The sequence below is a fragment of the Streptacidiphilus sp. EB103A genome, from assembly GCF_041261405.1.
Classification (GTDB): domain Bacteria; phylum Actinomycetota; class Actinomycetes; order Streptomycetales; family Streptomycetaceae; genus Streptacidiphilus.
The window spans coordinates 416,134-438,584 of record NZ_JBGCAQ010000002.1 but is presented as its reverse complement, the minus strand read 5'-3'; the positions used below and the strand labels follow the sequence as shown (position 1 = coordinate 438,584).

Below are 22,451 nucleotides of genomic sequence, written 5' to 3'. Positions count from 1 at the left end.
TGGTCCTGGGAGTCTCGAAAGTCCTGGGAGTCTCCGAATTCATGACGTTCCATCAGGAACGGCCAGCACGGTCACCGTGCCGGCGCCGCCGTCGACCCGCAGCAGCGTCCCGGAGCTGATCTCCGTGGTGATGTTCTTGACCTGGACCACCGTGGGGATGCCGAGCTCGCGTGCCACGACGGCGACGTGGGTCAGCGGGCTGCCGCGCTCGATGACCAGCGCAGCGGCGGAGGACAGGGCGGACACCCAGCCGGGGTCGGTCCGGTAGGTCAGCATGATGCCGCCGCCGATGTCGCGCGGGGCATCGGTGACCACCGCCAGGCCCTCGACGACCCCGGGGCACGAGGCGGTGCCGCGGAACTCGCGTGCTCCGCTGCGCACCGCGCCGTCCGCGGTCCAGCCGGCGCGTTCGAGGTTGCCGCGCCAGTACGGCGCGCCATGGGTGGTGAACCTCGACGGGGCGCGGAGTTCGGCGTCCTCGGCCAGCTGCCGCCTGCGCACCACGACCAGTTCCCTGAGCTCGGCGTGCGCGATCGAGCCCTCGAAGGCCCCGCGCAGTTCCTCCAGACGCAGCAGGAAGACATCGTCCCAGGCGTCGATCGCCTGAATCCTGGCCAGATCGCGACCCATCGCCCGCAGCATCCGCTTGGCGGCGCCGAAGGCCCTGGTGCGGCAGAAGCGCAGCCGCTCGCGGTCGGCGAGCGACCTGCGGGTCTTGCCGCGCACGAGGTCGTAGACCCAGCGGCGCGGGCCGCGCAGGCGCTGGTCGAGGTAGTCGTCGGCGTCCGCGCCACGGTCCGGACCCGCCTCCGGCAGGGCGCCGCGCAGCAGGGTGAACAGGCCGGTCGGGTCCTCGCTCAGGTCGGGCACTTCGAGTTTGAGCTCGTCCGGGCTGCGGTAGCCGTACGCGTCGATGTAGGCGTCGACGGCGGCCAGCATCGCGGTGTGCCCACCGTCCTGCAGGGCCTGGTACAGCTCGCCGTCAGCGGTACGCTCGATCAGCTCCCGCAGCGGCTCGTCGGCGCGGACGAGCGCGGCCATCTCGGCGAGCGCCTGCACCGGCTCCGCGGACTCCAGTCCCTTGCCGGGGGCGGCGGCCGCCAGGGTGAACCACTCGGGCGCATCGGGCAGCCAGCGTCGGGTCAGCAGGGTCAGCAGGCCGACGGAGAGCAGGATCGTGGCGTCCAGGGCCATCATCGGGCCCCATTTCTCGATCAGCTCCCGCTGCAGCCGACGGAACCGGCGATAGGTCTCCTCGCCCGGCAGCGCGTCGTAGTCGACATGGTTGAAGACGTCGTATGCCTGGTAGAAACTCCGCAGGAAAGCGTCGACGGACCTCCCCATGGCGAGGAATCTGTAGGTGAACACGGCGTATCTGATCGACCGTGAGATACGGCCGCGCAGGCCCGGCGGGGAAGTGAACGGATGGAGTTCGGAGGCCATTTCGTCGGAAAGGCTCTCCTCGACTCCGAGGGAGAATTCGAGCACCCGCCGGGTCAGCGGATAGAGCGGCGCCAGCCGCACCATGCGGTACCAGTGGAAAAGGTTGTAGTACACCCGGCCGTGGAAGTAGCCCAGCATCTGGGGCGTCCACTCCTGCAGCTGCCGGAGCTGGTCCCCCGACACGTTCAGCGCGCGGGCGTAGTGCTCGTAGACCTTCGCATAGGTGTCCGCCGCGAAGCTGTAGGTGAGCGGTGAGACGATCCCGCTGTAGCTCTCGATGATGTTCGAGTTGTCCCAGATCCGCAGTTCGCCCTCGGGTTCGGCCTCGGGTCCGGCCTGCGGGGATTCCTGGAGCGGAGTGGTGACGGGCCGGCTCTGCAGGACCCAGACGGTGCCTGCGGCGATCGCCCACTCGATGTCCTGCGGCGCCCCGTACAGCTGCGTCGCCAGGACTCCGATCCGGTGCAGGCCGGCAAGATCGTCCGCAGTCACCGACAGTACCTCGCGGTCGGCGGACGGCACCTCCTCGACCACGCAACCCGGCCCCGCAGCAGCGCGGTAGCTCTCTTCCTTGCCGCCGATCACCGTGTGGACCGGCTCCCCGCTGGCGGCGTCCAGGACCACGGTGTCGGCGTCCACAGCGCCCGAGACCAGTCCTTCGCCGAGCCCGTACACCGAGCTGACCACGTACGAGCCGGTGCTGCCGGTCGTCGGATCGGCAGTGAACAGCACGCCGCTCCGCTCAGCGGCCACCATCTGCTGGACGATGACCGCCACGCCGCCCGCGCTCGGCGGCAGGCCCCGCTGCGACCGGTAGTGCAGTGACCGCTCGGAGAAGCCGGAGGCCCAGCAGCTGCGGACCTGCGCCGTCACCTGCTCCAGCCCGGAGACGTTGAGGAAGCTGTCGAACTGGCCCGCGAAGGAGTGCTCCGCGCCGTCCTCTTCCGCACCGGAGGAGCGGACCGCCACCGGACCCGCTCCGGCCAGCTCGTATGCCGAAGCGAGGGCGGCGGCGACGCGGCCGTCCATGGGCGCCGCCCCGATGAGTTCGGCGATCTTCGTGGCGACCGCCGCAGGCTGCTGCTCCCAGCCGTCCCCCAGCAGCAGCTCCAACTCCTCTGCGAGGCCGCTGCCGCGGGCGAACTCGGCGAAGACGTCGAGACCGATCACCGCCCAGCGCGGAACCTGGAACCCGGCGGCGGTGAGCACCTGCAGGTTGCGGCCCTTGCCGCCGGCGGACCGCGCGAACTCATCCGCATCGCTCCTGGGCGTCAGAATGCGCAGCGGCGGAACTGCTGATCCTGCCGTGGCTGACATCATGCTGGACTTCCTCCGATTCTGCGTCCGGGGTGAGGTAGGACGGCCTGTCGAGGCAGTCTGCGGTCGGTGATCGCGGGTTCGAGTCAGTCATGTGACTGCACCCGCGTTCCCAGCGCGGACATCTAGGGAGATTGCTGAAGTCCCACACCAGGACCCGGAGCTAGAGTTGACGCCCCAGCCAGCCCTCCGGCCCGCCAGTCCCTGTGCACGGACAGGAGTCGTTCTTGACCGCTCCACCCATCTCCGGCAACACGATCGTGGGTCGTGACCTCGAAGCCGCCCGGATCAGAAGCGTGCTGCACCCTTCGCACGGAACCGGGCACGCCCTCGTCATTGCCGGCGAGTCGGGAATGGGCAAGAGCACGCTCCTCGACAGGGAGGTCCGGCACGCTCGCGAGACCGGTCTCCAGGTGCTCCGGGCCGAAGGCAGCCAGCAGGAGACCGACCTGGCCTTCGCGGGCCTGCACCAGCTCCTCAAGCCGGTGCTGGACCGGGCGGAGGGCCTTCCGGAGCGGCAACGCGACGCCCTGCTGGGCGCCTTCGGGATCACCGCCGGGCCTGCGGAGCCCGGTCAGCTGATCATCGGCATCGCGGTCCTCAGCCTGCTGTCGGACCTGGCCGACACCCGTCCCGTGCTGCTCGTGGTCGACGACGCGCAATGGCTGGACCAGGACTCGCTGGAAGTGCTCGGGTTCGTGGCCAGGAGGCTGAACGGCGAGCGGATCATGATGCTCAGCGCCGTCCGCAGCGGGGCCCGGCCCCTCGCGTACGCTCACAACCAACCGGTTGTCGACCTGGGGCCGCTCGATGCGGTCGCCGCGAACCAGCTCCTCGACGCGCAGCCCCGACGACCCGCCGGTCGCCTCCGACCACGCATCCTGGCCGAGGCGGCGGGTAACCCCCTGGCGCTGGTCGAGTTCGCGAAAATGGGCTCCGGCTGCGAGCGCGCGCTCGCACCGGCCGGACCGCTGCCGCTCACCGACCGGCTGGAACAGGTCTACGGCGCGACGCTGGACGAACTGCCCGGTGCCACCCGGCAGGCACTGCTGCTGGCGGCCACCGACACCGGCACCCCGGACGGCGTCGCACCCGAGGTGTGGCTGCCCGCGGAGAAGGCCGGCCTGGTCCGCGTCCGCGACGGCCAGGTCCGGTTCCGCCACCCGCTCATCCGGTCCGCCGTCTACCACGCCGCGACCCCGCCGGAACGCCACCTGGCCCACCTCAGCTGGGCCGAGGCACTGCACGATGTCCCGGACCGACGCACCCGGCATCTGGCCGCCGCGAGCAGCGGCCCCGACGAGGGCGTGGCCCAGGCACTGGAGCGCACTGCCGGTCAGGTCCAGCAGCGGGGCGGCTTCGCGGCGGCGGCCCAGGCGCTCCAGCAGGCCGGCGAACTCAGCCCCGAAACCCGTGACGCCGCACGGCGGTTCACCCGGGCCGCCGGCATCGCGATCCTCACCGGCGACACGGGCTGGGTCGAGGAGCTGACCGCCCGGGTCGACTCACTCACCGACGACCCCGTGCAGCTCGCACTCGCCGCATTGCGCCGGGGCCAGGCGCTCGCCCTCACCCCCCGCCGCACTCTCGCCTACCCGCTGCTGCTGCGCACGGCCGAGACCCTCGCGCGGCTCCACCCGGCACCGGCGCTGGAGGCCCTCGCCACAGCAGCCCTGGTCGGCTACTACCACGGGGATGTCTCCCAGCGAGACGACTTCCGGCGCGTGCTGTCCCTGCTGGGCAGCACGCCGCTGAGTGGGACGCCGCTGAGTGGGACGCCGAAGCAGCACGACGGCGGGCTGGCGGAACTCTGGATCCGGGCAGCGACCGATCCTCCGTCCGACAGAGCGGCGAACCTCTCCGAACTGCGCAGGCTGGTCTCGGCCGGACCATCCGGGTCCGGGCCGCTGACCGCCCTGGCCACCGTCGCCTGGGTGCTCGACGAAACCGCGCTGGCCGTCTCCCTGTTCGGCACGGCGGCACAATCCTCGCCCGCGTCAGCGAGACTGCCGGACGCGCTCCGCTGCGTCGCGGGCTGGGCCTGTCTGGAGGACGGCCAGTGGACGCGGGCACGGGACATCGCGAACGGCTCGATCCGCGCGGCAGCCGAAGCCAGGCCCCCGCACCGGGCGCCATCGGCGTTGACACTCGACGCCGCCGTCCTCGCCCTCCGGGGGGACTCCGGGGCGGCACGGGAATCGGCCATGGAAGCGCTGGCCTGCGTGACGACACGGGACACCTTCGTGATCGTCCGGGCCCGCTGGGCGCTGGGGATCGCAGCAGCGGCGCAGGGCGACCATGAGACCGCGTTCGACCAGTTCCGCATGATGTTCACCGCCGACGGATCACCAGTGCACTACCACGCGTCCGCCGTGGGCCTGGCCGATCTCGCCGCGGCAGCGGTTCGCGGCGGGCGACGTGACAGCGCGCTCACGGTCGTGAACCGGGCGACGCGCCACCTGGAGCACGCCTCACCACGTCAACGCGCCCTGCTCTCACGGGCAAGGGCGCTGCTGGCCGGCCCCGACGATGCCGAACGCCACTTCCGAGCCGCGCTCGACGAGCCGTCCAGCGAGGACCGGCCGTTCGAGCATGCTCTGACGCAGTTGGACTACGCGGAATGGCTGCGTCGGCAATTCCGTCCGAGCCAGGCACGCCCGTTGCTGGCCGCCGCACTGGAGACCTTCCGCAGGCTGGGCGCCCAGCCGTGGACCGATCGCACGCTGTCCGAACTGCGCGCGGTCGGGGTTCGCGAGGCCACCAGCGCTCCGCCGACACTGCGGGCACTCACCCCGCAGCAACAGCAGATCGTGCACCTGGCCGCCCGTGGACTGACCAACCGCGAGATCGGCGAGCGATTGCTGCTCTCCCCACGCACCGTCAGTTCACACCTCTACCGGTCCTTTCCCAAGCTGGGGGTCACCGCCCGCTCCCAGCTCCGCGACCTCGTCGACGGCACCATGGCCGGCCCGAGAACCTTCGCCCACCGCTGACCGCTGACCGCTGACCACTGACCACTGATGTGGGACCAGCTGACGACAGCCCACGCACCGGCTCACGCGTCGCGGACCCACGGCGTGCTCGCTCCTGGGCTTCGGCCGCAGATGCCGGGGCTCGGTGAACGATGCTCGTACCAACGGGAGTTGATCACGCGTCCATCGGGGAGCGTATGGGTGGCCGGCCCCTGTGCTGTGGTGAACCCAGCCGAGGCAAGCGCCGCCCGGCAGGCCCAGTTGTCCAACTGCACACCAGCCCGCACGACCGGGATCCCGAGATGGTCGTGAGCGAACTCAGCTGCTCCGCCGAAGAGTTCCCGGCCAAGTCCGAAGCCCCGGAAGTGAGGAGCCAGCCAACCGCCGATCTCCGTGGTACGCAGGTTCACGCCTGCAGCGCCCGCGTACCTGCCGTCGGCGTCGTAGAGAGCGGCGAGGAAGAGCTGGTCATCGTCCGACGGCAACGGCGGAGATGCAAGCCGCTGGTTCAGGCGTCGGCGGACCCGTGCGGGGGTGCGGTCCGACACATTCAGCAGCAGCGCCCTGGCGCCGGCGTCGGGCGGTTGACGCCCCCAGCCGAGCCAGTGCTGTGCATCGGCGTCGCACGCCCCCATCGCGGTCCCGAACTGGTCCAGGGCATCGACAGGAGTACGGAGAGTGAGCCGCTCCGTGGACAGTCGGTGCCGCCCGCCTTCGCACTGGGGCCGTCGTCCGAGCCGGGACATTGCGGTCGCCCTTCCCCCAGGGAGCGTTGGATCGCTTCCGACAGTTTGCCAGCGACTCGCGTGCGTGATGGTGGTTGAGGTAGTTACGGCTTCCCTGATGGACGGTCTGCGGCCCCGGTCACGCAGCGACGATCATGCGGCCGCGGTTGCCGCCGGTCTGCAGGGCGCTGAACGCCTCCGGGATGCGGTCGAAGCCGTTCAGGACGGTATGGATGCTGATCAGGCGACCGTCACGGACGAGCCGGATAGCCTCACGTTCGAAGGCCGGGCGCAGATCCTCGTGCTCGGTGACGGTGAACCCGTACAGGGTGAGTTCCTGGTAGATCATGCGGAGGTAGTTTCTTGGGCCCGTGCCTTCACGCCCGTACTGGGAGACCGCTCCGCACAGCACAGCGCGGCCCCGGAGACGGAGCGTGTCGAGGGCTGCTTCGAGCTGGTCTCCGCCCACGTTGTCGAAGAACAGGTCGATGCCGTCCGGCGCCATGGCGCGGAGCAGTTCGACGGTCGGCCCGTCGTGGTAGTCGACGGCCGCGTCTGCGCCCAGCTCCTGGAGCAGGGCGACTTTCTGCGGGGATCCCGCGCTGGCGATCACCCGGGCTCCGTGCGCTGCGGCGAACTGCACGGCGCAGCTGCCCACGCCGCCCGCGGCGCCGGACACGTAGACCGTGTCCGTCTCGCGGACCTCTCCAACGCGCACCATGCCGACCCACGCCGTGAAGCCGACGTGACCGAGCACCGTCAGGTGGCTCTCCAGCGGCAGGTCGGCGCGCTCCGCCGGGACACGGCGCAGCTCGTCCGCGTCCACGACGTCCATTTCCCGCCACGGAGACCAGGAGCGGACGGCCAGATCGCCGGGGGCGAATGCGTCGCTGCGCGATTCCAGGACCTCCAGCACGGCGTCACTGCGAGGCACCGCGCCCAGCGCCATGCCGGGGCGGCCGGAGTTGGTGCGTTCACGCATTCCGTCGGCCATGCCGGCGTTCATTCCCAGGCGCCGCAGCGCAACCCGCACCTGGCCGTCGCTGAGCTGTGGCAGCGGGGCAGCCTCCGCGAGGACGAAGTCCTCGGGTCGCACAGTGCCTTGCGGGCGGCGTGCGACCCGGACCTCTCGGATGACTGCTTGATCATTCACTCCGGAACCCATACTCTGCTCGACCTTCTCCATGAGGGGATCGTCGGTCACGACGTGGAGCTGCCCGGCTCCGGCAGGGTGACCGCGCCCAGCTCGATCAGGGCGTCCGCGGTTGCCACGATGGTGTCCCTGACGTCCATGGGCTCCCAGCCGAGGACCGAACTGGCCTTCTTGTGGCTGATGTCGGGGATCCGGCCCTCCAGAACGGCGGCGTCCTTCAGCGCGGGCTCGGTCTTCGCGGCCTCGCGTACCTGCTCGATGGTCAGTTCCGTCGCCGGCAGCCGGTCGGCCGCGGCGGGGAACTGCTCGCGAAGGATGTTCGCGATCTTGAACAGGCTCGAAGATCCGCTGTTGGCGAGGAATCGCTCGCCGGCCGCGTTCGGGTGCAGCATCGCGCGCAGATGCAGGTCCACGACGTCACGCACGTCGACGACGCCGAAGTTCCAGACCGGCACCACGGACATCTCGCCGGCCAGGAGAGCCCTGATCAGTCCGATGGAGCCTGAGGGCCGGTCCACGAGCTGGGGGCCGAAGATGCCGGTCGGGTTGACGACCACCAGCTCGATGCCCCCGTTGGTCTTGACGTAGTCCCACGCCGCCGCCTCGGCCAGCACCTTCGACTTGTGGTAAGCGGGCAGCCCGGGGGTGGCCGGGTCGGTCCAGTTCTCCTCCGTGTAGTGGTCGTCGGGCGTCAGGGTGTAACCGACCGCGGCGAAGGAGGACGTCATCACGACCCGAGGGATCCCGGCGCTGCGGGCGGCGCCGATCACCCGCAGCGCGCCGTCGCGGGCGGGGCGGATGACCTCGTCCTCCGTCTCGGGAGGAGTGGGCGGGAAGGGCGACGCGTGGTGCAGGACGTGCGCGATCCCGTCCATGGCCTGCGCCCAGCCGTCGTCGGCGCTGAGGTCCGCGACCGCGAACTCCAGCAGGTCCGCCCGATCGACCCCGGCCTGCCGGAGCGCCGCCAGCACCTGAGCCTCCTGTGCGGGCCCCCGGACGGCCACCCGGATCCGATGCCCCTCGCCCAGCAGGCATGTGACCGTGTGCGCGCCGACGAAACCGCTGCCGCCGGTGACCAGCACCTTCTCGTCCTCGGGGAATGAGAGGTCTTCTGTGTTCATTGCGTTCAGTCCTTCACCGTGGAGTGGTGCCCGCACCGGTCGGCTGCTTGTTCGGCCTTGCCCGTCGGGCGGCAATCGTTATCCGGAATCTGGTCCGGTAAGACAAAGTTAACCGGAATATGTTCCGGATACAAGTGGGGTTCGACCGGCCGGGACGCGAAGCCCGGGTGCGCGCGGGACATGCCCAGCACTCCGGGGGCCGACCCCCGGCCGTTCGTTCTGCCCCTGGCCTGGGACCAAGGCCCCGGGACGTACCATGAAAATGGAATGGATTCCGCTTCCTAGGGGTGACTGTGACCAGAACCGACACGACGCGGCGCAGACCACGCGCGGACGGGCAGCGCAATCGCGCCCTGATCCTCGAGGCGGCGCTGCGCCTGTTCGTCGAGCGGGGTCCCGACGTCCCCTTCACTGAGATCGCCAAGCAGGCCGGCGTCGGTGTCGGCACCGTCTACCGCCACTTCCCGGCCCGCGAGGACCTCATCGAGGCGGCCTACCGCTCGGAACTGGACGCGGTGTGCGCCGGGGCCGCGGAACTGCTGGAGCAGGTGCCGCCCCAGGACGCCCTGCGGATCTGGATGGACCGGTTCGTCGACTACTGGGCCACCAAGATCGGCCTGACGGAGGCGCTCGAAGCCGTCGTGGCCGCGGGCAGGGACCCGTTCGCGCAGAGCCGCGGGCGGGTCGATGAAGCGGTCGGCACGCTGCTGGCGGCAACCGCGGCGGCGGGGGCCACGCGTCCCGAGGTCGAACCGGACGATGTGGTGGTGTCCCTCAGCGGTATCGCCATGGTCGCGCCTGTGCTCGAGGACCGCGATCAGGTGAGCCGGGTGCTCGACCTTCTTTACGAGGGAATCCGGGCCCGGCCCTGAGCGGTGTCGATGAAGTCCGGTGAAGGGCCGGCTACTTGGCGAGCGTGGCCAGGTCCTCGGTGTCGCTCGACGGGGGCACGGTGATCGGCACCGGGGTGTTGCCGTAGTCGGAGTACTCAATGGTGGCGTCCTCGGCGCCCTGGGAGGTCATGGCGATCCAGTGGAACTTGACCGGGAGGTTCTGGTCGTTGATCCACATGTCCACGCTCTCGGTACTCACGCCCTCCTGGGCCGCCCGGTCGGCGGACGCCTTCAGATCGGCGTCCGAACCGGCGAGCTTCCTGAGGTCGACGACACCGAAGTAGTGGGTGGTCGCCACCCCGTCCACCGTCTCCCTACCCACCCGCTTGACCTGGCCGGACGATGTCAGCAGTTTCACCGAGGTCGACGGGTCCTGACTGCCTGACGACTTGTTGATGGAGTCGGCTATCGCCTTCCCAGCCGCCCCCTGCGCAGAGAGGTCGATCCTGAGCCAGTGCTTGCCACCCCACGCCCTGGCGCCCGCGGAGCCCCTGTTGATGTACTCCGTGGTGCCGGACAACAGCACGTGCACGCCCTCGGGAAGCTTCGCGCTGGTTATCGTCGCATCTATCCTGACGGGTTCGCGGGACCCGCTGCCGGCCATGGTGAAGCCGCCGACCTTCGGCAGGACCATGGTCACCCTCTCCCGGTAGGAGGTGTACTCCGCGGTCTTCCTGGTCGTCAGCGACAGAGCGTCAGCAACACTGAGGACCGCCGCCTTCGCACCGTCAACACCCTTGGCGGCAGCGCCGGAGACCGTCCCGGCCGTCGAGCCCGAGCAGGCGGAAAGCGCCGCCAGAACCCCAGCTGTAACGGCCGCGAGACAGAGCGCAGCAGTCCGGCGCATGTGGAACCCCCCAGTGATTCATGTGCAATCCGCGTGCAGACGCTACACCCCGGCACCGACACCACCACAGACCGGGCCCCCACCCCCGACGCACGACGCAGCACCGCTCTGCGGGAGTGCGGCGGCTGCGCCGTCCACACCCGATGAATCAGGGGCTGTCGGTCACAACGGGAGTGAGGGACAGGGCGTCGGTCAGTGAGGGCAGGGTGGGGCCGGTCCAGTCGTCCTCGCGTGCGTGGGCGTCGTTCACGGCCCAGTCTGCTGCCCGCAGCATGAACGCCTGCATGCCGCAGTTGGACGCGCCGGTGAGTTCGCCGCCGCCACCGTCGCCGATGTAGAGGCACTCCTGCGGGTCGACCCCGAGGCGGCGTGCGATCAGGCGGAACAGCTCCGGGTCGGGCTTGCGTCGCCCCTCTTCGCAGGAGAGCACTCGTGCGTCGACCAGTTCGGCCACCGGCAGCCGGGACCAGGCTGCTGCCAGTTCCGCGGTGCAGTCGCTCAGTACCCCCAGCCGCAGTCCCCGAGAGCGCAACTCGGTCAGGGTCGAGGCTGCGTCGTCACGCAGGACGAACAGTTCCTGTTGTGCTGCCATCCGTGCGGTGCAGGCGGCGGCAAGGGCCTCCGCGCTCGGATGGATGTTGTTGCGTTGGGCGAGGGTGCGGAACGTCGCCGTCAGATCGCCCAGGCTGCCGGTCGCCCGCTCGGCGAAGGAGGCGTCCAGGGTCGTGCGCCACTGGCGGGCGGGTATGCCGAGCGGGGACGCGCTCCGCGCGGCGTGGGCGTCCCAAACCTCGGTCGGCGTGCTCGGGGTGAGGGTTCCGAAGAAGTCGAAGATGACAGCGGTGGTGGCCATGATCGAGACCATATCGTCGGCCTGCCCGGGGTGGTCGAGCTGGGCGCGTACCGCGGACCTGCGCCCGCCGTCCCCGCCGGGAGCGCCGGCGGGGACGGCGGGGACAGTCAGTTCGCCTTGGCCGCGGCGATGGTGAGGTGGAGTTGCCTGCTGACCGGCGTCGCGTGGGGTGCGCCGGCTGAGGACAGCTTGACGGTGAAGGTGCTGGTGCCCTTGGCCGTCGGGGTTCCGGTGATCGCGCCGGTCGTCCGGTTCAGGGTGAGCCCGGCGGGGAGCCGGCCCGCGGTGATGGTCCAGGTGTACGGCTTCAGGCCCCCGCTGCCTGCCAGGGTGAGGGCGTAGCGGGCGTGGACGGTGCCGGCGGCCAGTGTCGCCGTGGTGATGACCAGCGGTGCGGTCGGGGTGGTCGTGAAGCTGAGGACCTGGCCGTGGGTGGTGACGGCGTCGCTGGTCGTGTCGAGGCGGGCGTAGTAGGTGGTTCCCGGGAACAGTCCGGTCAGTTTCTGCTGCACCAGCAGCGGCTGGGTGCCGGTGCCGAAGTCCTGGACCGGAGTGGTCGTTCCCAGGGCCGGGGTGGTGCCGTAGGAGAAGGAGTAGCCGGTGGCGGTGCCGGTCGGCACGACCACACCGGTCAGGGTGGCCCCGGTCTGACCGACAGCGGTGGCCGGGGCGGTGACCCCGCCGGTGCAGGCCGCGGACGCGGCGGAAGCGTCGGCCTCCTGCCCGTTGAGTATCCACGCGATGCTGGGGAACAGCTTCGGGTCGAAGGTGACCGTGAATGCCTGCGCGAAGGTGCCCTGGTTGAAGTAGGTCGGCTGCCCCTGGAAATCGCCGACCGGAAAGGTCTGGTTGTTCTCGCCGACGTTGATGGTCAACGCGGTGCCGGTGGTGTTGTGGTAGCCGTAGTACGCGGTGACGTCGCCGGTCTGCGGGTTGGTGGTGACGCAGTCCAGGTACGGGGTCAGTGCCCCGGTCCCGGAGGCCGAGGCCGGGCCGCCGGCCAGCAGCGCGCAGCCGCCCACGAGCGCGAACAGTGCCGTGCTGCGGGACAGCCGCCGGAGGCGGAGCGAACGGGGTCGGGGTAAACGCGGCGGTGGAACGGACGTCATGGTGCCCCCCTCGGGCAGAATCGCGAACACCCCGTGGAACCGGTGTGTGCAGGTTCCCACGGGGGCCGCGACAGCGGATCTTGAGGTGATCGCCCGTCATCCTAGTGTCCTGGGACGACTGCTGAGGCAGCGGGACCGCGGCCGTGCGGTGCCAGCCGGCAGCCGGACGCCTGCACGGCTTCACCCAGGGCAGAACGCCGCTCCCTTCCCTCGGCGCCCCGGATCCCTAGGCTGGAGCGGTGAGCACTCCTGCGCCGGACGAAGCCCGCGTCATTGCCCTGCGCCCGCAGCCCTCGCCACCCGGTTCTGCGGCGGCGACCCGCGCCCAGCCGAGACCGGCGGGAGCCCCGTCGCCGCACGCGCCGCGGGCCCCCCTGTGGCGCGACCTGGTCGGCGGCGTACTGCGGCGTGAACGGCTCTCCCAGGAGCGCACGCTGAAGGATGTCGCGGAGGCGGCCCGGATCTCGATGCCGTACCTGTCGGAGCTGGAGCGCGGACGCAAGGAGGCCTCCTCCGAGGTGCTCGCGGCCGCCGCCGGCGCCCTCGGCCTGGGCCTGGCCGACCTGCTCTCGCTTGCCCAGGACGAGCTGGCGCGGCCCACCCGCGCCCGGGTGGGCCGCGGCCGCACCTCGCCGTACGACGGGCTCTGCCTGGCAGCCTGACGCACCGAGCGCCGGTGCGGCGGTGCGCTGCCACCGCCGTACCGGTCGGCTCACCGGTTCCCATTCAGGGCAGCGCAGGATCAGAGGAACGCGAGTCGTCGGCTCAGCACCTCGTCGGCGAGCCCGTACGCGACGGCCTCCTCAGCGGTGAGGATCTTGTCCCGGTCCATGTCCGCGCGCAGCGTCGCCACGTCGTGGTGCGTGTGCCGGGCCAGGATCTGCTCGGCCTGGGAGCGGATGCGGGCCATTTCCTTGGCCGCCAGGCTGAGGTCGGAGACCGTGCCCTGCCGGCCGGCGCTGGCCGGCTGGCCGAGCAGCACCCGCGCGTGCTGGAGCACGAACCGTCGTCCGGGATCTCCGCCGGCCAGCAGCACCGCCGCTGTCGACGCGGCCTGGCCGACGCAGAAGGTGGAGATCGGCGCCTGCACGAACGCCATGGTGTCGTAGATCGCCATCAGCGAGGTGTAGGAACCCCCGGGCGAGTTGAGGTAGATCGAGATCTCGCGTTCCGGGCTCTCCGCCTCCAGGTGCAGGAGTTGCGCGATGACCACGTTGGCGACCCCGTCGTCGATCTCGGTACCGAGGAAGACGATCCGCTCGTTCAGCAGCCGGCTGAAGACGTCGTAGGACCGCTCGCCCTGCGCGGTGCGTTCGACGACGTAGGGAACCGTGTACGAGCCCATGTCACAGCCCCATCCGTCGACGGGAGGTGGCCGGGCGGATGTCGGCGACCGACTCCACCACCCGGTCCACGATCCCGTACTCCTTGGCCTGCTCGGCCGTGAACCAGCGGTCCCGGTCGCCGTCGCGCGCGATCGTCTCCACGCTCTGCCCGGTGTGCTCGGCCGTGATCCGCTCGATGGCCTTCTTGGTGAACTGGAGGTTCTCAGCCTGGATCTCGATGTCCGCGGCGGTGCCGCCGATGCCTGCCGAGGGCTGGTGCATCATGATCCGCGCGTTCGGCAGCGCGAAACGCTTGCCGGCCGCCCCCACGGCCAGCAGGAACTGGCCCATGCTGGCCGCGAACCCCATCGCCAGCGTCGAGACGTCGTTGGGGATGAGCCGCATGGTGTCGTAGACGGCCAGACCCGCGCTGACCGACCCGCCGGGGCTGTTGACGAACAGGCTGATGTCGGTGCGCGGGTCCTCCGCCGACAGCAGCAGCAGCTGCGCGCAGACCCGGTTGGCCGACACGTCGTCGACCTGCGTGCCCAGGACAATGATCCGCTGGGCGAGCAACTGCGCGGCGAGATGGTCGTCGAACCGGCTGGGCTGTGTGTCGCCGTCCTCCGCACGGGGCGGCGGCGAGATCCATGGAGTCATCTGGTCTCCTCTTCCAGGCGCGGCAGGGATGCCGTCGACTCCACTGTTGACCTCCGGAGATCCCCCGATGCGATTTCTCTGCCCGCCGCAGATTCGCTGTCAGCAGAGTTGACGGCTCAACAGTTCCTCTGCGAGCCGTCAGCCCCCCGCAGCGCACGGCCGAACAGTTCGAGCAGGGCAGTCCAGTGACGCTCCGCGGCCTCAGCATGGAAATCGGAGGTGTCGGACTGGGTGTAGCCGTGACCTGCGCCCTGGTACACCTCGCAGCGATGGGTGACGCCGGCCTCGGTGAGTGCCTTCTCCAGGCGCTCCTGCTGCTCCGGCGGCATTGACTGGTCCTGGTCGGCGTGGCCGAAGTACGCCTGCGCCGTCATCGTGGCGACCGCCAGGTGCGGACTGTCGGGCTGGTCGGTGGCGAGCCGGCCGCCGTGGAAGCCGCCGATCGCGGCCACCCGGTCCGGGTAGGCGCCCGCGGTGTGCAGGGCGAGTCGGGCGCCCATGCAGTAGCCGGTGATGCCGACCGGCCCATCGGCGACCTGCGGGCAGTCGGCGAGCCAGCCGAGGTAGGCGTGCGCGTCGGCGACCACCAGATCCGGCGTCAGGCCCTGAATCAGCGGCATCAGTGAGGCGAACAACGCGCCCCGGTTGTCGTCGTCGATGTACGCGGGAAGCTGCGCCACCGGCGCACGGCCCTCGCGGTAGAAGACGTTGGGCACCAGGACGACGTAGCCCTCGGCGGCCAGCCGGTCGGCCATCGCGTTGAGCGCCGGGCGCGGCCCGAACGCATCCTGGTAGAGCAGCACGGCGGGGTGGCGTGCCTCGCCCTCGGGGTGGACGAAGTACGCGTCCGCTGTCCCGTCCTGGGTCTGAATGTCGACAGTGCTGCCGTGTACGGCCGTCATGTCCGGATCCTGTCTTCGTCTGGGGTGGCTTTCCGCGCTCCACCCTCTCACCAGGCGGAACGCGGAGTTCACCTGCCCCACCGAGATCGACAGGCTCGCTGGGGCCGGATTCGGCTACGCGGCGGCCCAGCGCTTCATGGCCGCTCTGACCAACATCTGCCTGGCCTTCGCACGGGACGTGCTCGACGTCGCCCAGGACGGCGACAGGGCCCGCGCGCACTCGACATCTTCCTGGCCGGTGCGGCAACCCTCGCCGGCCGGGGGACGGGATGAAGACGGCGACGTACGGGGTGGCGAGGCGGCTGGTGGCGGTGCTGCCGTAGCGGGTGGCGGGGTCGGGCCCGGAACCGATGTCGTGGATCCGTGTGATTCGGGGCTGAGGCGTCGGATTTCCGCGAAAACACCGGCGTGGCTGGCTGCAAGTCGGCCGCGGCGCCGAAGGTTGCGCCGAAGCAACTGATCGCGTCGCCACCGGCGCAGCAAAGGGAGAGTTCCTTGAACGTCACGACCACGGCCGGCCCACCTGCGGAACGCCGCGCGGCCACGCTCGTCATGGCCTGCATCGGCGTGTTCGTCGCCTACCTGCCGGTGACCACGGTCTCGGTGAGCCTGCCGGCGATCCAGCGCACGTTGCACACCTCCACCGCGCAACTGTCCTGGGTGTCCGACGCGTTCGTGCTGCCGATGGCCGCCCTCATCCTCACCGCCGGCGTCTTCGGCGACGTCCACGGCCGCAAGAGGGTCTTCCAGACCGGACTCGTCCTGGCCGCCGTCGGCGCGGCCATCGCACTGTGCGCCCGGACGGTGCAGGTCCTGTGGGTCGGTCAGGCCTTCGCCGGGCTGGGCGCCGCCGCGCTGCTGCCCACCACCCTCGCCCTCATCAGCCATGCCGTGCCGGACCCGCGCGAGCGCGGCAAGTTCATCGGCATATGGGCCACCGCGCTGATGGCGGCACTGGCGGTCGGTCCGCTGATCGCGGGCACCATCCTGGAACACGTCGGATGGCGCTGGATCTTCCTGCTGCCGATCCCCGCCTCACTGGCGGCCACCGCGGCCGCGACACGCCTGGTCGCCGACTCGCGGGCACCCGGCTCCCGCCGTTTGGACTGGCCCGGCCAGATCACCGCGGCAGTCGCGATCACCGCGCTGGTCTACGGCGTCATCGAGGGCGGCGCCGGCTCGTTCTCGCAGACCCGGGTGCTCGTGGCCCTGGCACTGGCCGCACTCGGCACCGCCGGATTCATCGTCGCCGAGCATCGCAGCACCAGCCCGATGCTGGACCTCTCCCTGTTCCGCAGCCCGGCGTTCACCGCGACGACCCTGGTCGCGATGATCACCTTCCTCGGGCTGATCGGCTTCTTCTTCGTGCTCAGCCTGTACTTCGGCCTGGTGCAGCACCTGGACACCCTGCATGCCGCCTACCGGCTGCTGGTGGTGACGGTCATGGCGATCCTGGCCACCGTGCCCGCCGGGCGCCTGATGCACCGCATCTCCCCGCGGATCACGATCACCGGCGGCCTGCTGGTCACAACCGGCGCCCTGCTCGCCCTGACCACCATCGGCGCCGACACCTCCTTCGCCTCGCTGGCCTGGCGGCTGGCGCTGCTCGGCCTGGGCACAGGCGCCGTGCTCACCCCGATGACCGCCACCGCCGTCGCCTCCGTGCCCCATCACCTGGCCGGCATGGCCGCCGCCGGCAACAACGCCTTCCGGCAGGTCGGCGGCGCACTGGGCCCGGCCGTCCTGGGCGCACTGCTCACCAGCAGAGCCCTGCACGCCCTGCCCGGCCACCTCGCCCACGCAGGCCTGACCGGCGCCACCGCGGACCGTGTCGTCACCACCGCGCACACCAGTGGTCTCAGTGCCATCGCCCGGATGAACCTGGGCCCGGACCAGGGGCGGGCACTCGGCGCACTGACCAGCTCCTTCCTGGACGGCACCCACCTGTGCCTCATCGTGGCAGCCGCCCTGACGCTGCTCGCCGCGTTCTTCGCCGCCGTGCTCCTACGCACCCCGCGCAGGCAACCGATCACTGCGGTGACGAACGCGGGCACGCCGGCCGCCTCGGCCGCGATCGACCGGACGGGCAGTCACGCACCGCTGCGCTGACAATGATCCGAGGATCCCGGATGCACGGAACGAGGAAGGAGCCGCCGGTGCCCCCAACCGCTTTCGATCCCCTCGACCTGAAGCTGCTTCAGGCCCTGGAGCTCGACGCGCGCGCGCCCTTCAGCCGGATCGCAGCCGTGCTCGGCGTCTCCGACCAGACCGTGGCCCGCCGCTACCGACGACTGCACAACACCGTCAACCTGCGGGTACTCGGACTGACCGACGAGACCAGGGTCGGGGGGCAGACCTGGATCGTGCGCCTGCACTGCACCCCGGATGTCGCCGGACGACTGGCCCACGCGCTGGCCAAACGCCCCGACACGCTCTACGTCACCGTCATCTCCGGCGGCACCGAGGTCATCTGCGGGATGAAACCACGCAGCCGGCGCGAGCGCGACGAGCTCCTGCTCGACCGGATCCAGCGCACCCCGCAGGTCGTCTCCGTCAGCGCGCACTGCCTCCTGCACCGTTTCTACGGCGACATCATGCTCAGCTGGCTGAACAAGAACACCGCACTCGACCCGGAACAACTCGCAGCCCTGCGCCCCCCAGCCCCTGCCCCGTCGGCCGACCCGGTCACCCTGGACCCGGGCGACGAGACGCTGCTGGCGGTGCTCCGCGACGACGGCCGCGCCACTCTGGCCGAACTGCAGAAAGCCACCGGACAGACCGAGTCGGCGGTCAAGCGGCGGCTCGAGTCGCTACGCGCCACCGGCGTGCTCTACTTCGCCGTCGACTACGACCCCGAACCCCTTGGACACGGCGTTGCGGCCATGCTCTGGCTCACCGTGACCCCCGGCGCACTGGCCGATGTCGGCCAGGCGCTGGCCGAGCATCCCGAGGTGCGCTTCGCCGCAGCCACCACGGGCGCGGCCAACATCATCGCCGCAGGGCTCTTCCGCAGCCCCGACCACCTGTACACCTACCTCAACCAACAGATCGGCACGCTCTCCAGCATCCAGACCGCCGAGACCGCCCTCGTCCTGCGCCAGGTCAAACAACTCGCCTACCAACCGAACCACTGACGGCCGCACGCGGTCAGCGGCGGCCGGTGGCCAGGATGAGGAGGAACTGGCCGCCGCCTGCTTCGATGTCGGCTCTGACCGGTAGCCCCGGTACCAGTCGCGAGAAGCGGTCCAGCAGCCAGTCCGCAGCCTCCTGGGCGTCCTTCCTGGTCGGACAACGACCCACCATCTCGCGGCCCCCCTTGCGCTCCAGCCTTCCGGCAACGGTGATCAGCGGCGCGGGTTCGACCACGTACAGGCGGTCCGGCCAGGCGATGACCACCTTGACCGCGCCCTTGCGGGTGTTGCACCCGCGGTGCGCGAGCCGCTCGGCGACCTTGGCCTTCCGGTCGGCGGTCCGGCTGTCCACGCTGGGCCCGCGCGGATCGTTCACCGACATGTCGGGGTCGACCGGTTCGTCGCACACCCAGCAGCGCCAGCCGTCACGCTCGGCCACATCATCAAGGAGACTCATCCGAGTAACCTAGCCTGTCCGGCCGCCACCCCGGGGTGACTAGGATCGCGAGCATGGCCCTGATCATGAGTGACGTCGACCGGTTCGAGGCTGCCAGGTCCCGGCTGGAGGCCGTCGCCTACCGGCTGCTCGGCTCGGCGAGCGAGGCGGAGGACGCCGTGCAGGAGACATTCCTGCGCTGGCAGGCGGCTGACGTCCAGCGGATCGAGGTGCCCGAGGCCTGGCTGACCAAGGTCCTCACCAACTTCTGCCTCAACCAGCTCACTTCGGCACGCGCCCGGCGTGAGACGTACGTGGGGATGTGGCTCCCCGACTGCCCGGTTCAAGTGGCGAAACCGCGCAAGACAACGGCGGACCCGCGCAGACAGGAGTATTCAGATGCAGCACCGCATCGTCGTCCTCGGAGCCGGCTACACCGGAGCCATCGCCGCCGGCCGCCTCGCCAAGCGGCTGCACCGCCAGGACGTCACCATCACCCTCGTCAACCCCGAGCCCGACTTCGTCGAGCGCGTCCGGCTGCACCAGCTCGCGACCGGCCAGGACCTCACGCCCCGGCCGCTCAGCGAGATGTTCGCGGGTACGGGCGTGGAGCTGAAGCTCGCACAGGTCACCTCCGTGGACGTGAACCGCAGGACGGTGACCGTCACCGCCGCGGACAGCTCCGGGCACGAGGAACTGGGGTACGACACCCTGGTCTACGCCCTCGGCAGCGGATGGAACGACGGGGACGTCCCCGGTACCGCCGAACACACCCACGAGATCGCCGGCCGCCCCGGCGCACTGCGCCTCCGCGACCGCCTGGCCGCCCTGGACGCCGGCCGGCCGGTGGTCGTGGTCGGCGGCGGCCTGACCGGCCTGGAGGCCGCGACCGAGATCGCCGAAACCCGCCCGGACCTCGATGTCGCCCTGGTCGCCCACGGCGCCCTCGGCGACTGGCTCTCCGAGAAGGGCCGCGCCCACCTGCGGAAGGTGGTGGACACCCTCGGCATCAAGGTCCACGAACACACGACGATCACCGCCGTGGAAGCGGACAGCGTGACGACGGCCGACGGCACGACCGTCCCCGCCGAGGTCACGGTCTGGACCACGGGCTTCGCCGTCCACCCGATCGCCCGGGCCACCGCCCTGGAGCTCACCGACCGCGGCCAGATCGCGGTCGACTCCACGATGCGCTCGGTCTCCCACCCGGACGTCTACGCCGTAGGCGACGCGGCGATGGCGATCGGCCCCAACGGCAAACCCCTGCGCATGTCCTGCGCGTCGGGCGTACCCATGGCCTGGCAGGCCGCCGACGCCATCGCCGCCCGCCTCTCCGGCAGCAAGCTCCCCCACGTCTCCATCCGCTACTACCAGCAGTGCATCTCCCTCGGCCGCAAGGACGGCCTGATCCAGTTCGTCACCGCCGACGACCGGGCGGTCGACCGCGCCCTGACCGGCCGCGTTGCCGCCCTCTACAAGGAACTGATCTGCAAGGGCGCGGCCTGGGGCGTCACCAACCCGACAGCGGGCATGCCCTCTCGACGCCGACGTGTCGTGCCGGATGAGACCCGGAGCAGTGAACGGGCGGAGGCGGCGGTGGCCTGACCTCGCCACTGCCGATCCCGATGGAACCCTCCCCTGAGGGCCGACGTCCTAGGGGCCGCAGTGACTTCTGCATCGTCTCGCCAGCAGAGAGGTACGCGCATGGGCACCATCAGGAGGTTCGTTCGGAGCAGGACCGGTTCCGCGGCGGCGGTCGTGGCCATGGCCGCGACCGGTCTGGCGATGAGCGCAGGGACCGCCTCCGCGAAGTCGGACGTCGCCGTCGGCGTGAGCAGCTACAGCGTCCCGGTCGGCCACACCCTGCAGGTCAGCGCATCGGGCGGCAGTGACGTGGCCGGCTCTCTGATACAGCTGTGCATCGACGAACGGATCGGCAAGGGCGGCTGGCACACGATCCGTTGCACCCCCGCCGAGAGCCAGCGGCACGAGAGCCTGCGGCTGATCCTCAAGGCCTCGCCCCGCGGCGAGCTCCAGTTCCGTGCCCGGCTCGTCTCCATCCTCAACGCCCAGCACCGGGTGCCGGACCAGACCTCGGCAACCGCGGTCGTCTGGGTGCGCTGAGTATTGGCTCATCCCCCAAGCCCGAGCCGCTGTCCAGGCAGAGCCGTCCCGCCGGGTCCGCAGCCGATTCCGCGTCCCAGCAGGTCACGGCGGCGCCGTCCCAGGATTCCGTCATCCGGTCGGCGGTTCTTCCGGTGGGACGCCTCCCCCACCAGGATCGGCGTGGTCCGGGTCCGAGGGATCGGATCCCGGAAGCCGGAACACCCCTTGTCCCAGGAGGAGAAGCACATGAGGATGTCCCAGCGACTCGCAACCGGCGCGGCGGCCTTCGCACTGTTCGGGGGCGTGGCGGCCGTCGCGACGGCCCCGGCCGAGGCGGTGACGCCGGCCGCGGTCGGCTGTCAGTTCCCGACGGGCACGACGGGCACGAGCGGCACCAACGCGCACGGTCTGCCCGAATTCTCCGGCGGCAAGACCTTCGTCAAGCCGAGCACGTCCGCCACCACCTGCCATGACCTCAACCTGTGGAAGGGCAACTCCGGCGTCAGCTACGAGGGCTGGCTCTACTACGGCAACGGGAACTGGGGCGCGTGCAACGCCGGGTACGTCAAGTACTCCGGCAGCCCCATCGTCCTCTGCACCAACGTGCTGGCCGGCACCACCATGGGTGTGACCTCGAGCAGCGGCGCCGGCCTGAGCATCACGATCGAGGACTGACCCGACACCACACGCTGCTCCGGCAGGCGCCGGCCTGCCGGAGCGGTCCAGTCACCTGATCAATGATCAGGAACTGGGGCCGGGTCGGCCTGCAGGACGAAGAACAGGAAGCACAGGAAGCGCGGCCTGGCCGCGATGGCTTCGGGGAACAGCTCGCGGGCGGCCGGATCGGGCTCCGGCTCGCTGATGACCGTGATCCGGAAACCGGCCTCCGTGAACGCCTCGGTCATCGCATGCAGTGGCCGGTGCCAGAGACTCATCAGGGCGGTCCGGCCGCCCATCGTCCACTCCTCGGTCCAGTTGGTGGTGCCGAAGTACTGGGCCTCGCGGCCTGCCTCGCGGTGCATGGCGGCGACGGCGAACGGGTGGTCGACCGACGCGAGCAGCCGACCGCCGGGCTTCAGCACGCGCCGCAGCTCGGCCAGCGCCGGCCCCCAGTCCGCCGCCGGGCCAGCTCCAGCATCCCGGCACTCGCGTCGAAGCCGCTCACCACGGCGCCCCGCTCGCGCAACGCCGCGAACAGGGGCCCGGAACCACAGCCGGCGTCGAGGATCCGCCGACCGGCCACGTCTCCGGCGAGGGCCAGCATCGCGGGCCGCTCGTAGTAGGCATTGACGAGACTGGTCTCGTTCTCGGCCGCGTACGCCTCGGCGAAGCCGTCGTAGTCATTGACCTTCCGCGGATCCGCGGCCACCGCGGACAGCCCGGTGGAACTCGCGTGCTCCTGTTGCTCGTTGGAGATCATGCAGCGGGAGACGTGCGCCGCATCGGTCCGGTTCCCGC

19 protein-coding genes and 2 pseudogenes are annotated in these 22,451 nt (G+C 70.6%); 9 read left to right on the top strand and 12 right to left on the bottom strand.

Annotated elements, in window-relative coordinates:
- Positions 1–39: 39 nt before the first annotated feature.
- On the bottom strand, positions 40–2,763 hold the full coding sequence (locus ABH941_RS04885) for a phosphoenolpyruvate synthase (protein WP_370127311.1): 2,724 nt from the start codon (positions 2,761–2,763) through the stop codon (positions 40–42).
- A 224-nt stretch (positions 2,764–2,987) separates the two neighbouring features.
- On the opposite strand from ABH941_RS04885, the gene ABH941_RS04880 reads away from it, so the two are divergent.
- The gene (locus tag ABH941_RS04880) at positions 2,988–5,753 is read left to right on the top strand and encodes an AAA family ATPase (protein ID WP_370127310.1); all 2,766 of its coding nucleotides are present in this window, start codon (positions 2,988–2,990) and stop codon (positions 5,751–5,753) included.
- A gap of 62 nt (positions 5,754–5,815) precedes the next feature.
- On the opposite strand, the gene ABH941_RS04875 is transcribed toward ABH941_RS04880, so the two are convergent.
- The 3 genes from ABH941_RS04875 to ABH941_RS04865 all read right to left on the bottom strand — a co-directional run bounded on the left by ABH941_RS04875 (position 5,816) and on the right by ABH941_RS04865 (position 8,731).
- Entirely contained in the window at positions 5,816–6,478 is a 663-nt protein-coding gene (locus ABH941_RS04875) for a GNAT family N-acetyltransferase (RefSeq protein ID WP_370127309.1), read from the bottom strand.
- A 118-nt stretch (positions 6,479–6,596) separates the two neighbouring features.
- Complete coding sequence (locus tag ABH941_RS04870) at positions 6,597–7,661, bottom strand: zinc-binding dehydrogenase (RefSeq protein WP_370127308.1); 1,065 nt, start codon at positions 7,659–7,661, stop codon at positions 6,597–6,599.
- The gene (locus ABH941_RS04865) at positions 7,658–8,731 is read right to left on the bottom strand and encodes an NAD-dependent epimerase/dehydratase family protein (RefSeq protein WP_370127307.1); all 1,074 of its coding nucleotides are present in this window, start codon (positions 8,729–8,731) and stop codon (positions 7,658–7,660) included. The genes ABH941_RS04870 and ABH941_RS04865 overlap by 4 nt, the downstream gene beginning before the upstream one ends.
- A gap of 293 nt (positions 8,732–9,024) precedes the next feature.
- Here ABH941_RS04865 and ABH941_RS04860 point away from each other — a divergent pair, with 293 nt between their 5' ends.
- A complete protein-coding gene (locus ABH941_RS04860) occupies positions 9,025–9,603 on the top strand; it encodes a TetR/AcrR family transcriptional regulator (protein WP_370127306.1) in 579 nt (192 codons plus the stop codon).
- 31 nt (positions 9,604–9,634) lie between these two features.
- Here ABH941_RS04860 and ABH941_RS04855 read toward each other — a convergent pair whose 3' ends face one another.
- From ABH941_RS04855 to ABH941_RS04845, 3 genes are all read right to left on the bottom strand, one after another.
- Entirely contained in the window at positions 9,635–10,471 is an 837-nt protein-coding gene (locus tag ABH941_RS04855) for a hypothetical protein (protein ID WP_370127305.1), read from the bottom strand.
- A 148-nt stretch (positions 10,472–10,619) separates the two neighbouring features.
- Complete coding sequence (locus ABH941_RS04850; RefSeq protein WP_370127304.1) at positions 10,620–11,324, bottom strand: HAD family hydrolase; 705 nt, start codon at positions 11,322–11,324, stop codon at positions 10,620–10,622.
- Between the two features lie 107 nt (positions 11,325–11,431).
- A complete protein-coding gene (locus ABH941_RS04845) occupies positions 11,432–12,433 on the bottom strand; it encodes an Ig domain-containing protein (protein WP_370127303.1) in 1,002 nt (333 codons plus the stop codon).
- A gap of 239 nt (positions 12,434–12,672) precedes the next feature.
- Here ABH941_RS04845 and ABH941_RS04840 point away from each other — a divergent pair, with 239 nt between their 5' ends.
- The gene (locus tag ABH941_RS04840) at positions 12,673–13,095 is read left to right on the top strand and encodes a helix-turn-helix domain-containing protein (protein ID WP_370127302.1); all 423 of its coding nucleotides are present in this window, start codon (positions 12,673–12,675) and stop codon (positions 13,093–13,095) included.
- An 80-nt stretch (positions 13,096–13,175) separates the two neighbouring features.
- On the opposite strand, the gene ABH941_RS04835 is transcribed toward ABH941_RS04840, so the two are convergent.
- From ABH941_RS04835 to ABH941_RS04825, 3 genes are all read right to left on the bottom strand, one after another.
- On the bottom strand, positions 13,176–13,778 hold the full coding sequence (locus ABH941_RS04835) for a ClpP family protease (RefSeq protein WP_370127301.1): 603 nt from the start codon (positions 13,776–13,778) through the stop codon (positions 13,176–13,178).
- Position 13,779: 1 nt separating this feature from the next.
- A complete protein-coding gene (locus ABH941_RS04830) occupies positions 13,780–14,418 on the bottom strand; it encodes an ATP-dependent Clp protease proteolytic subunit (RefSeq protein WP_370127300.1) in 639 nt (212 codons plus the stop codon).
- A 116-nt stretch (positions 14,419–14,534) separates the two neighbouring features.
- Positions 14,535–15,320, bottom strand: a complete 786-nt coding sequence (locus tag ABH941_RS04825; protein WP_370127299.1) for a dienelactone hydrolase family protein — start codon at positions 15,318–15,320, stop codon at positions 14,535–14,537.
- A 495-nt stretch (positions 15,321–15,815) separates the two neighbouring features.
- Between ABH941_RS04825 and ABH941_RS04820 the strand changes: the two genes are divergently transcribed.
- Positions 15,816–17,429, top strand: coding sequence for an MFS transporter (locus ABH941_RS04820; protein ID WP_370127298.1), 1,614 nt, complete (start codon positions 15,816–15,818; stop codon positions 17,427–17,429).
- 47 nt (positions 17,430–17,476) lie between these two features.
- Positions 17,477–18,454 carry an Lrp/AsnC family transcriptional regulator gene (locus ABH941_RS04815; protein ID WP_370127297.1) on the top strand — a complete coding sequence of 326 codons (978 nt, stop codon included), beginning with the start codon at positions 17,477–17,479 and terminating at the stop codon, positions 18,452–18,454.
- A gap of 13 nt (positions 18,455–18,467) precedes the next feature.
- On the opposite strand, the gene ABH941_RS04810 is transcribed toward ABH941_RS04815, so the two are convergent.
- Positions 18,468–18,908: a hypothetical protein gene (locus tag ABH941_RS04810; RefSeq protein ID WP_370127296.1), complete on the bottom strand. Its 441-nt coding sequence runs from the start codon at positions 18,906–18,908 to the stop codon at positions 18,468–18,470.
- 53 nt (positions 18,909–18,961) lie between these two features.
- Here ABH941_RS04810 and ABH941_RS04805 point away from each other — a divergent pair.
- From ABH941_RS04805 to ABH941_RS04790, 4 genes and pseudogenes are all read left to right on the top strand, one after another.
- Positions 18,962–19,285, top strand: a pseudogene (locus ABH941_RS04805) (sigma factor); the annotation flags it as partial.
- A gap of 1 nt (position 19,286) precedes the next feature.
- A complete protein-coding gene (locus ABH941_RS04800) occupies positions 19,287–20,492 on the top strand; it encodes an NAD(P)/FAD-dependent oxidoreductase (protein ID WP_370127295.1) in 1,206 nt (401 codons plus the stop codon).
- 99 nt (positions 20,493–20,591) lie between these two features.
- Positions 20,592–21,011: a hypothetical protein gene (locus ABH941_RS04795; RefSeq protein WP_370127294.1), complete on the top strand. Its 420-nt coding sequence runs from the start codon at positions 20,592–20,594 to the stop codon at positions 21,009–21,011.
- A gap of 228 nt (positions 21,012–21,239) precedes the next feature.
- A complete protein-coding gene (locus ABH941_RS04790; RefSeq protein WP_370127293.1) occupies positions 21,240–21,668 on the top strand; it encodes a hypothetical protein in 429 nt (142 codons plus the stop codon).
- Positions 21,669–21,727: 59 nt separating this feature from the next.
- Here ABH941_RS04790 and ABH941_RS04785 read toward each other — a convergent pair.
- A pseudogene (locus ABH941_RS04785) lies at positions 21,728–22,413 on the bottom strand (class I SAM-dependent methyltransferase).
- Positions 22,414–22,451: the final 38 nt, after the last annotated feature.

What these genes read in the sequence shown, in the direction of transcription:
- ABH941_RS04830 (WP_370127300.1), bottom strand. Translation starts at nt 14,418, where the DNA reads ATGACTCCATGGATCTCGCCGCCGCCCCGTGCGGAGGACGGCGACACA.
- ABH941_RS04885 (WP_370127311.1), bottom strand. Translation starts at nt 2,763, where the DNA reads ATGATGTCAGCCACGGCAGGATCAGCAGTTCCGCCGCTGCGCATTCTG.
- ABH941_RS04790 (WP_370127293.1), top strand. Translation starts at nt 21,240, where the DNA reads ATGAGGATGTCCCAGCGACTCGCAACCGGCGCGGCGGCCTTCGCACTG.
- ABH941_RS04845 (WP_370127303.1), bottom strand. Translation starts at nt 12,433, where the DNA reads ATGACGTCCGTTCCACCGCCGCGTTTACCCCGACCCCGTTCGCTCCGC.
- ABH941_RS04835 (WP_370127301.1), bottom strand. Translation starts at nt 13,778, where the DNA reads ATGGGCTCGTACACGGTTCCCTACGTCGTCGAACGCACCGCGCAGGGC.
- ABH941_RS04865 (WP_370127307.1), bottom strand. Translation starts at nt 8,731, where the DNA reads ATGAACACAGAAGACCTCTCATTCCCCGAGGACGAGAAGGTGCTGGTC.
- ABH941_RS04855 (WP_370127305.1), bottom strand. Translation starts at nt 10,471, where the DNA reads ATGCGCCGGACTGCTGCGCTCTGTCTCGCGGCCGTTACAGCTGGGGTT.
- ABH941_RS04795 (WP_370127294.1), top strand. Translation starts at nt 20,592, where the DNA reads ATGGGCACCATCAGGAGGTTCGTTCGGAGCAGGACCGGTTCCGCGGCG.
- ABH941_RS04825 (WP_370127299.1), bottom strand. Translation starts at nt 15,320, where the DNA reads ATGACGGCCGTACACGGCAGCACTGTCGACATTCAGACCCAGGACGGG.
- ABH941_RS04810 (WP_370127296.1), bottom strand. Translation starts at nt 18,908, where the DNA reads ATGAGTCTCCTTGATGATGTGGCCGAGCGTGACGGCTGGCGCTGCTGG.
- ABH941_RS04800 (WP_370127295.1), top strand. Translation starts at nt 19,287, where the DNA reads ATGCAGCACCGCATCGTCGTCCTCGGAGCCGGCTACACCGGAGCCATC.
- ABH941_RS04850 (WP_370127304.1), bottom strand. Translation starts at nt 11,324, where the DNA reads ATGGCCACCACCGCTGTCATCTTCGACTTCTTCGGAACCCTCACCCCG.
- ABH941_RS04875 (WP_370127309.1), bottom strand. Translation starts at nt 6,478, where the DNA reads ATGTCCCGGCTCGGACGACGGCCCCAGTGCGAAGGCGGGCGGCACCGA.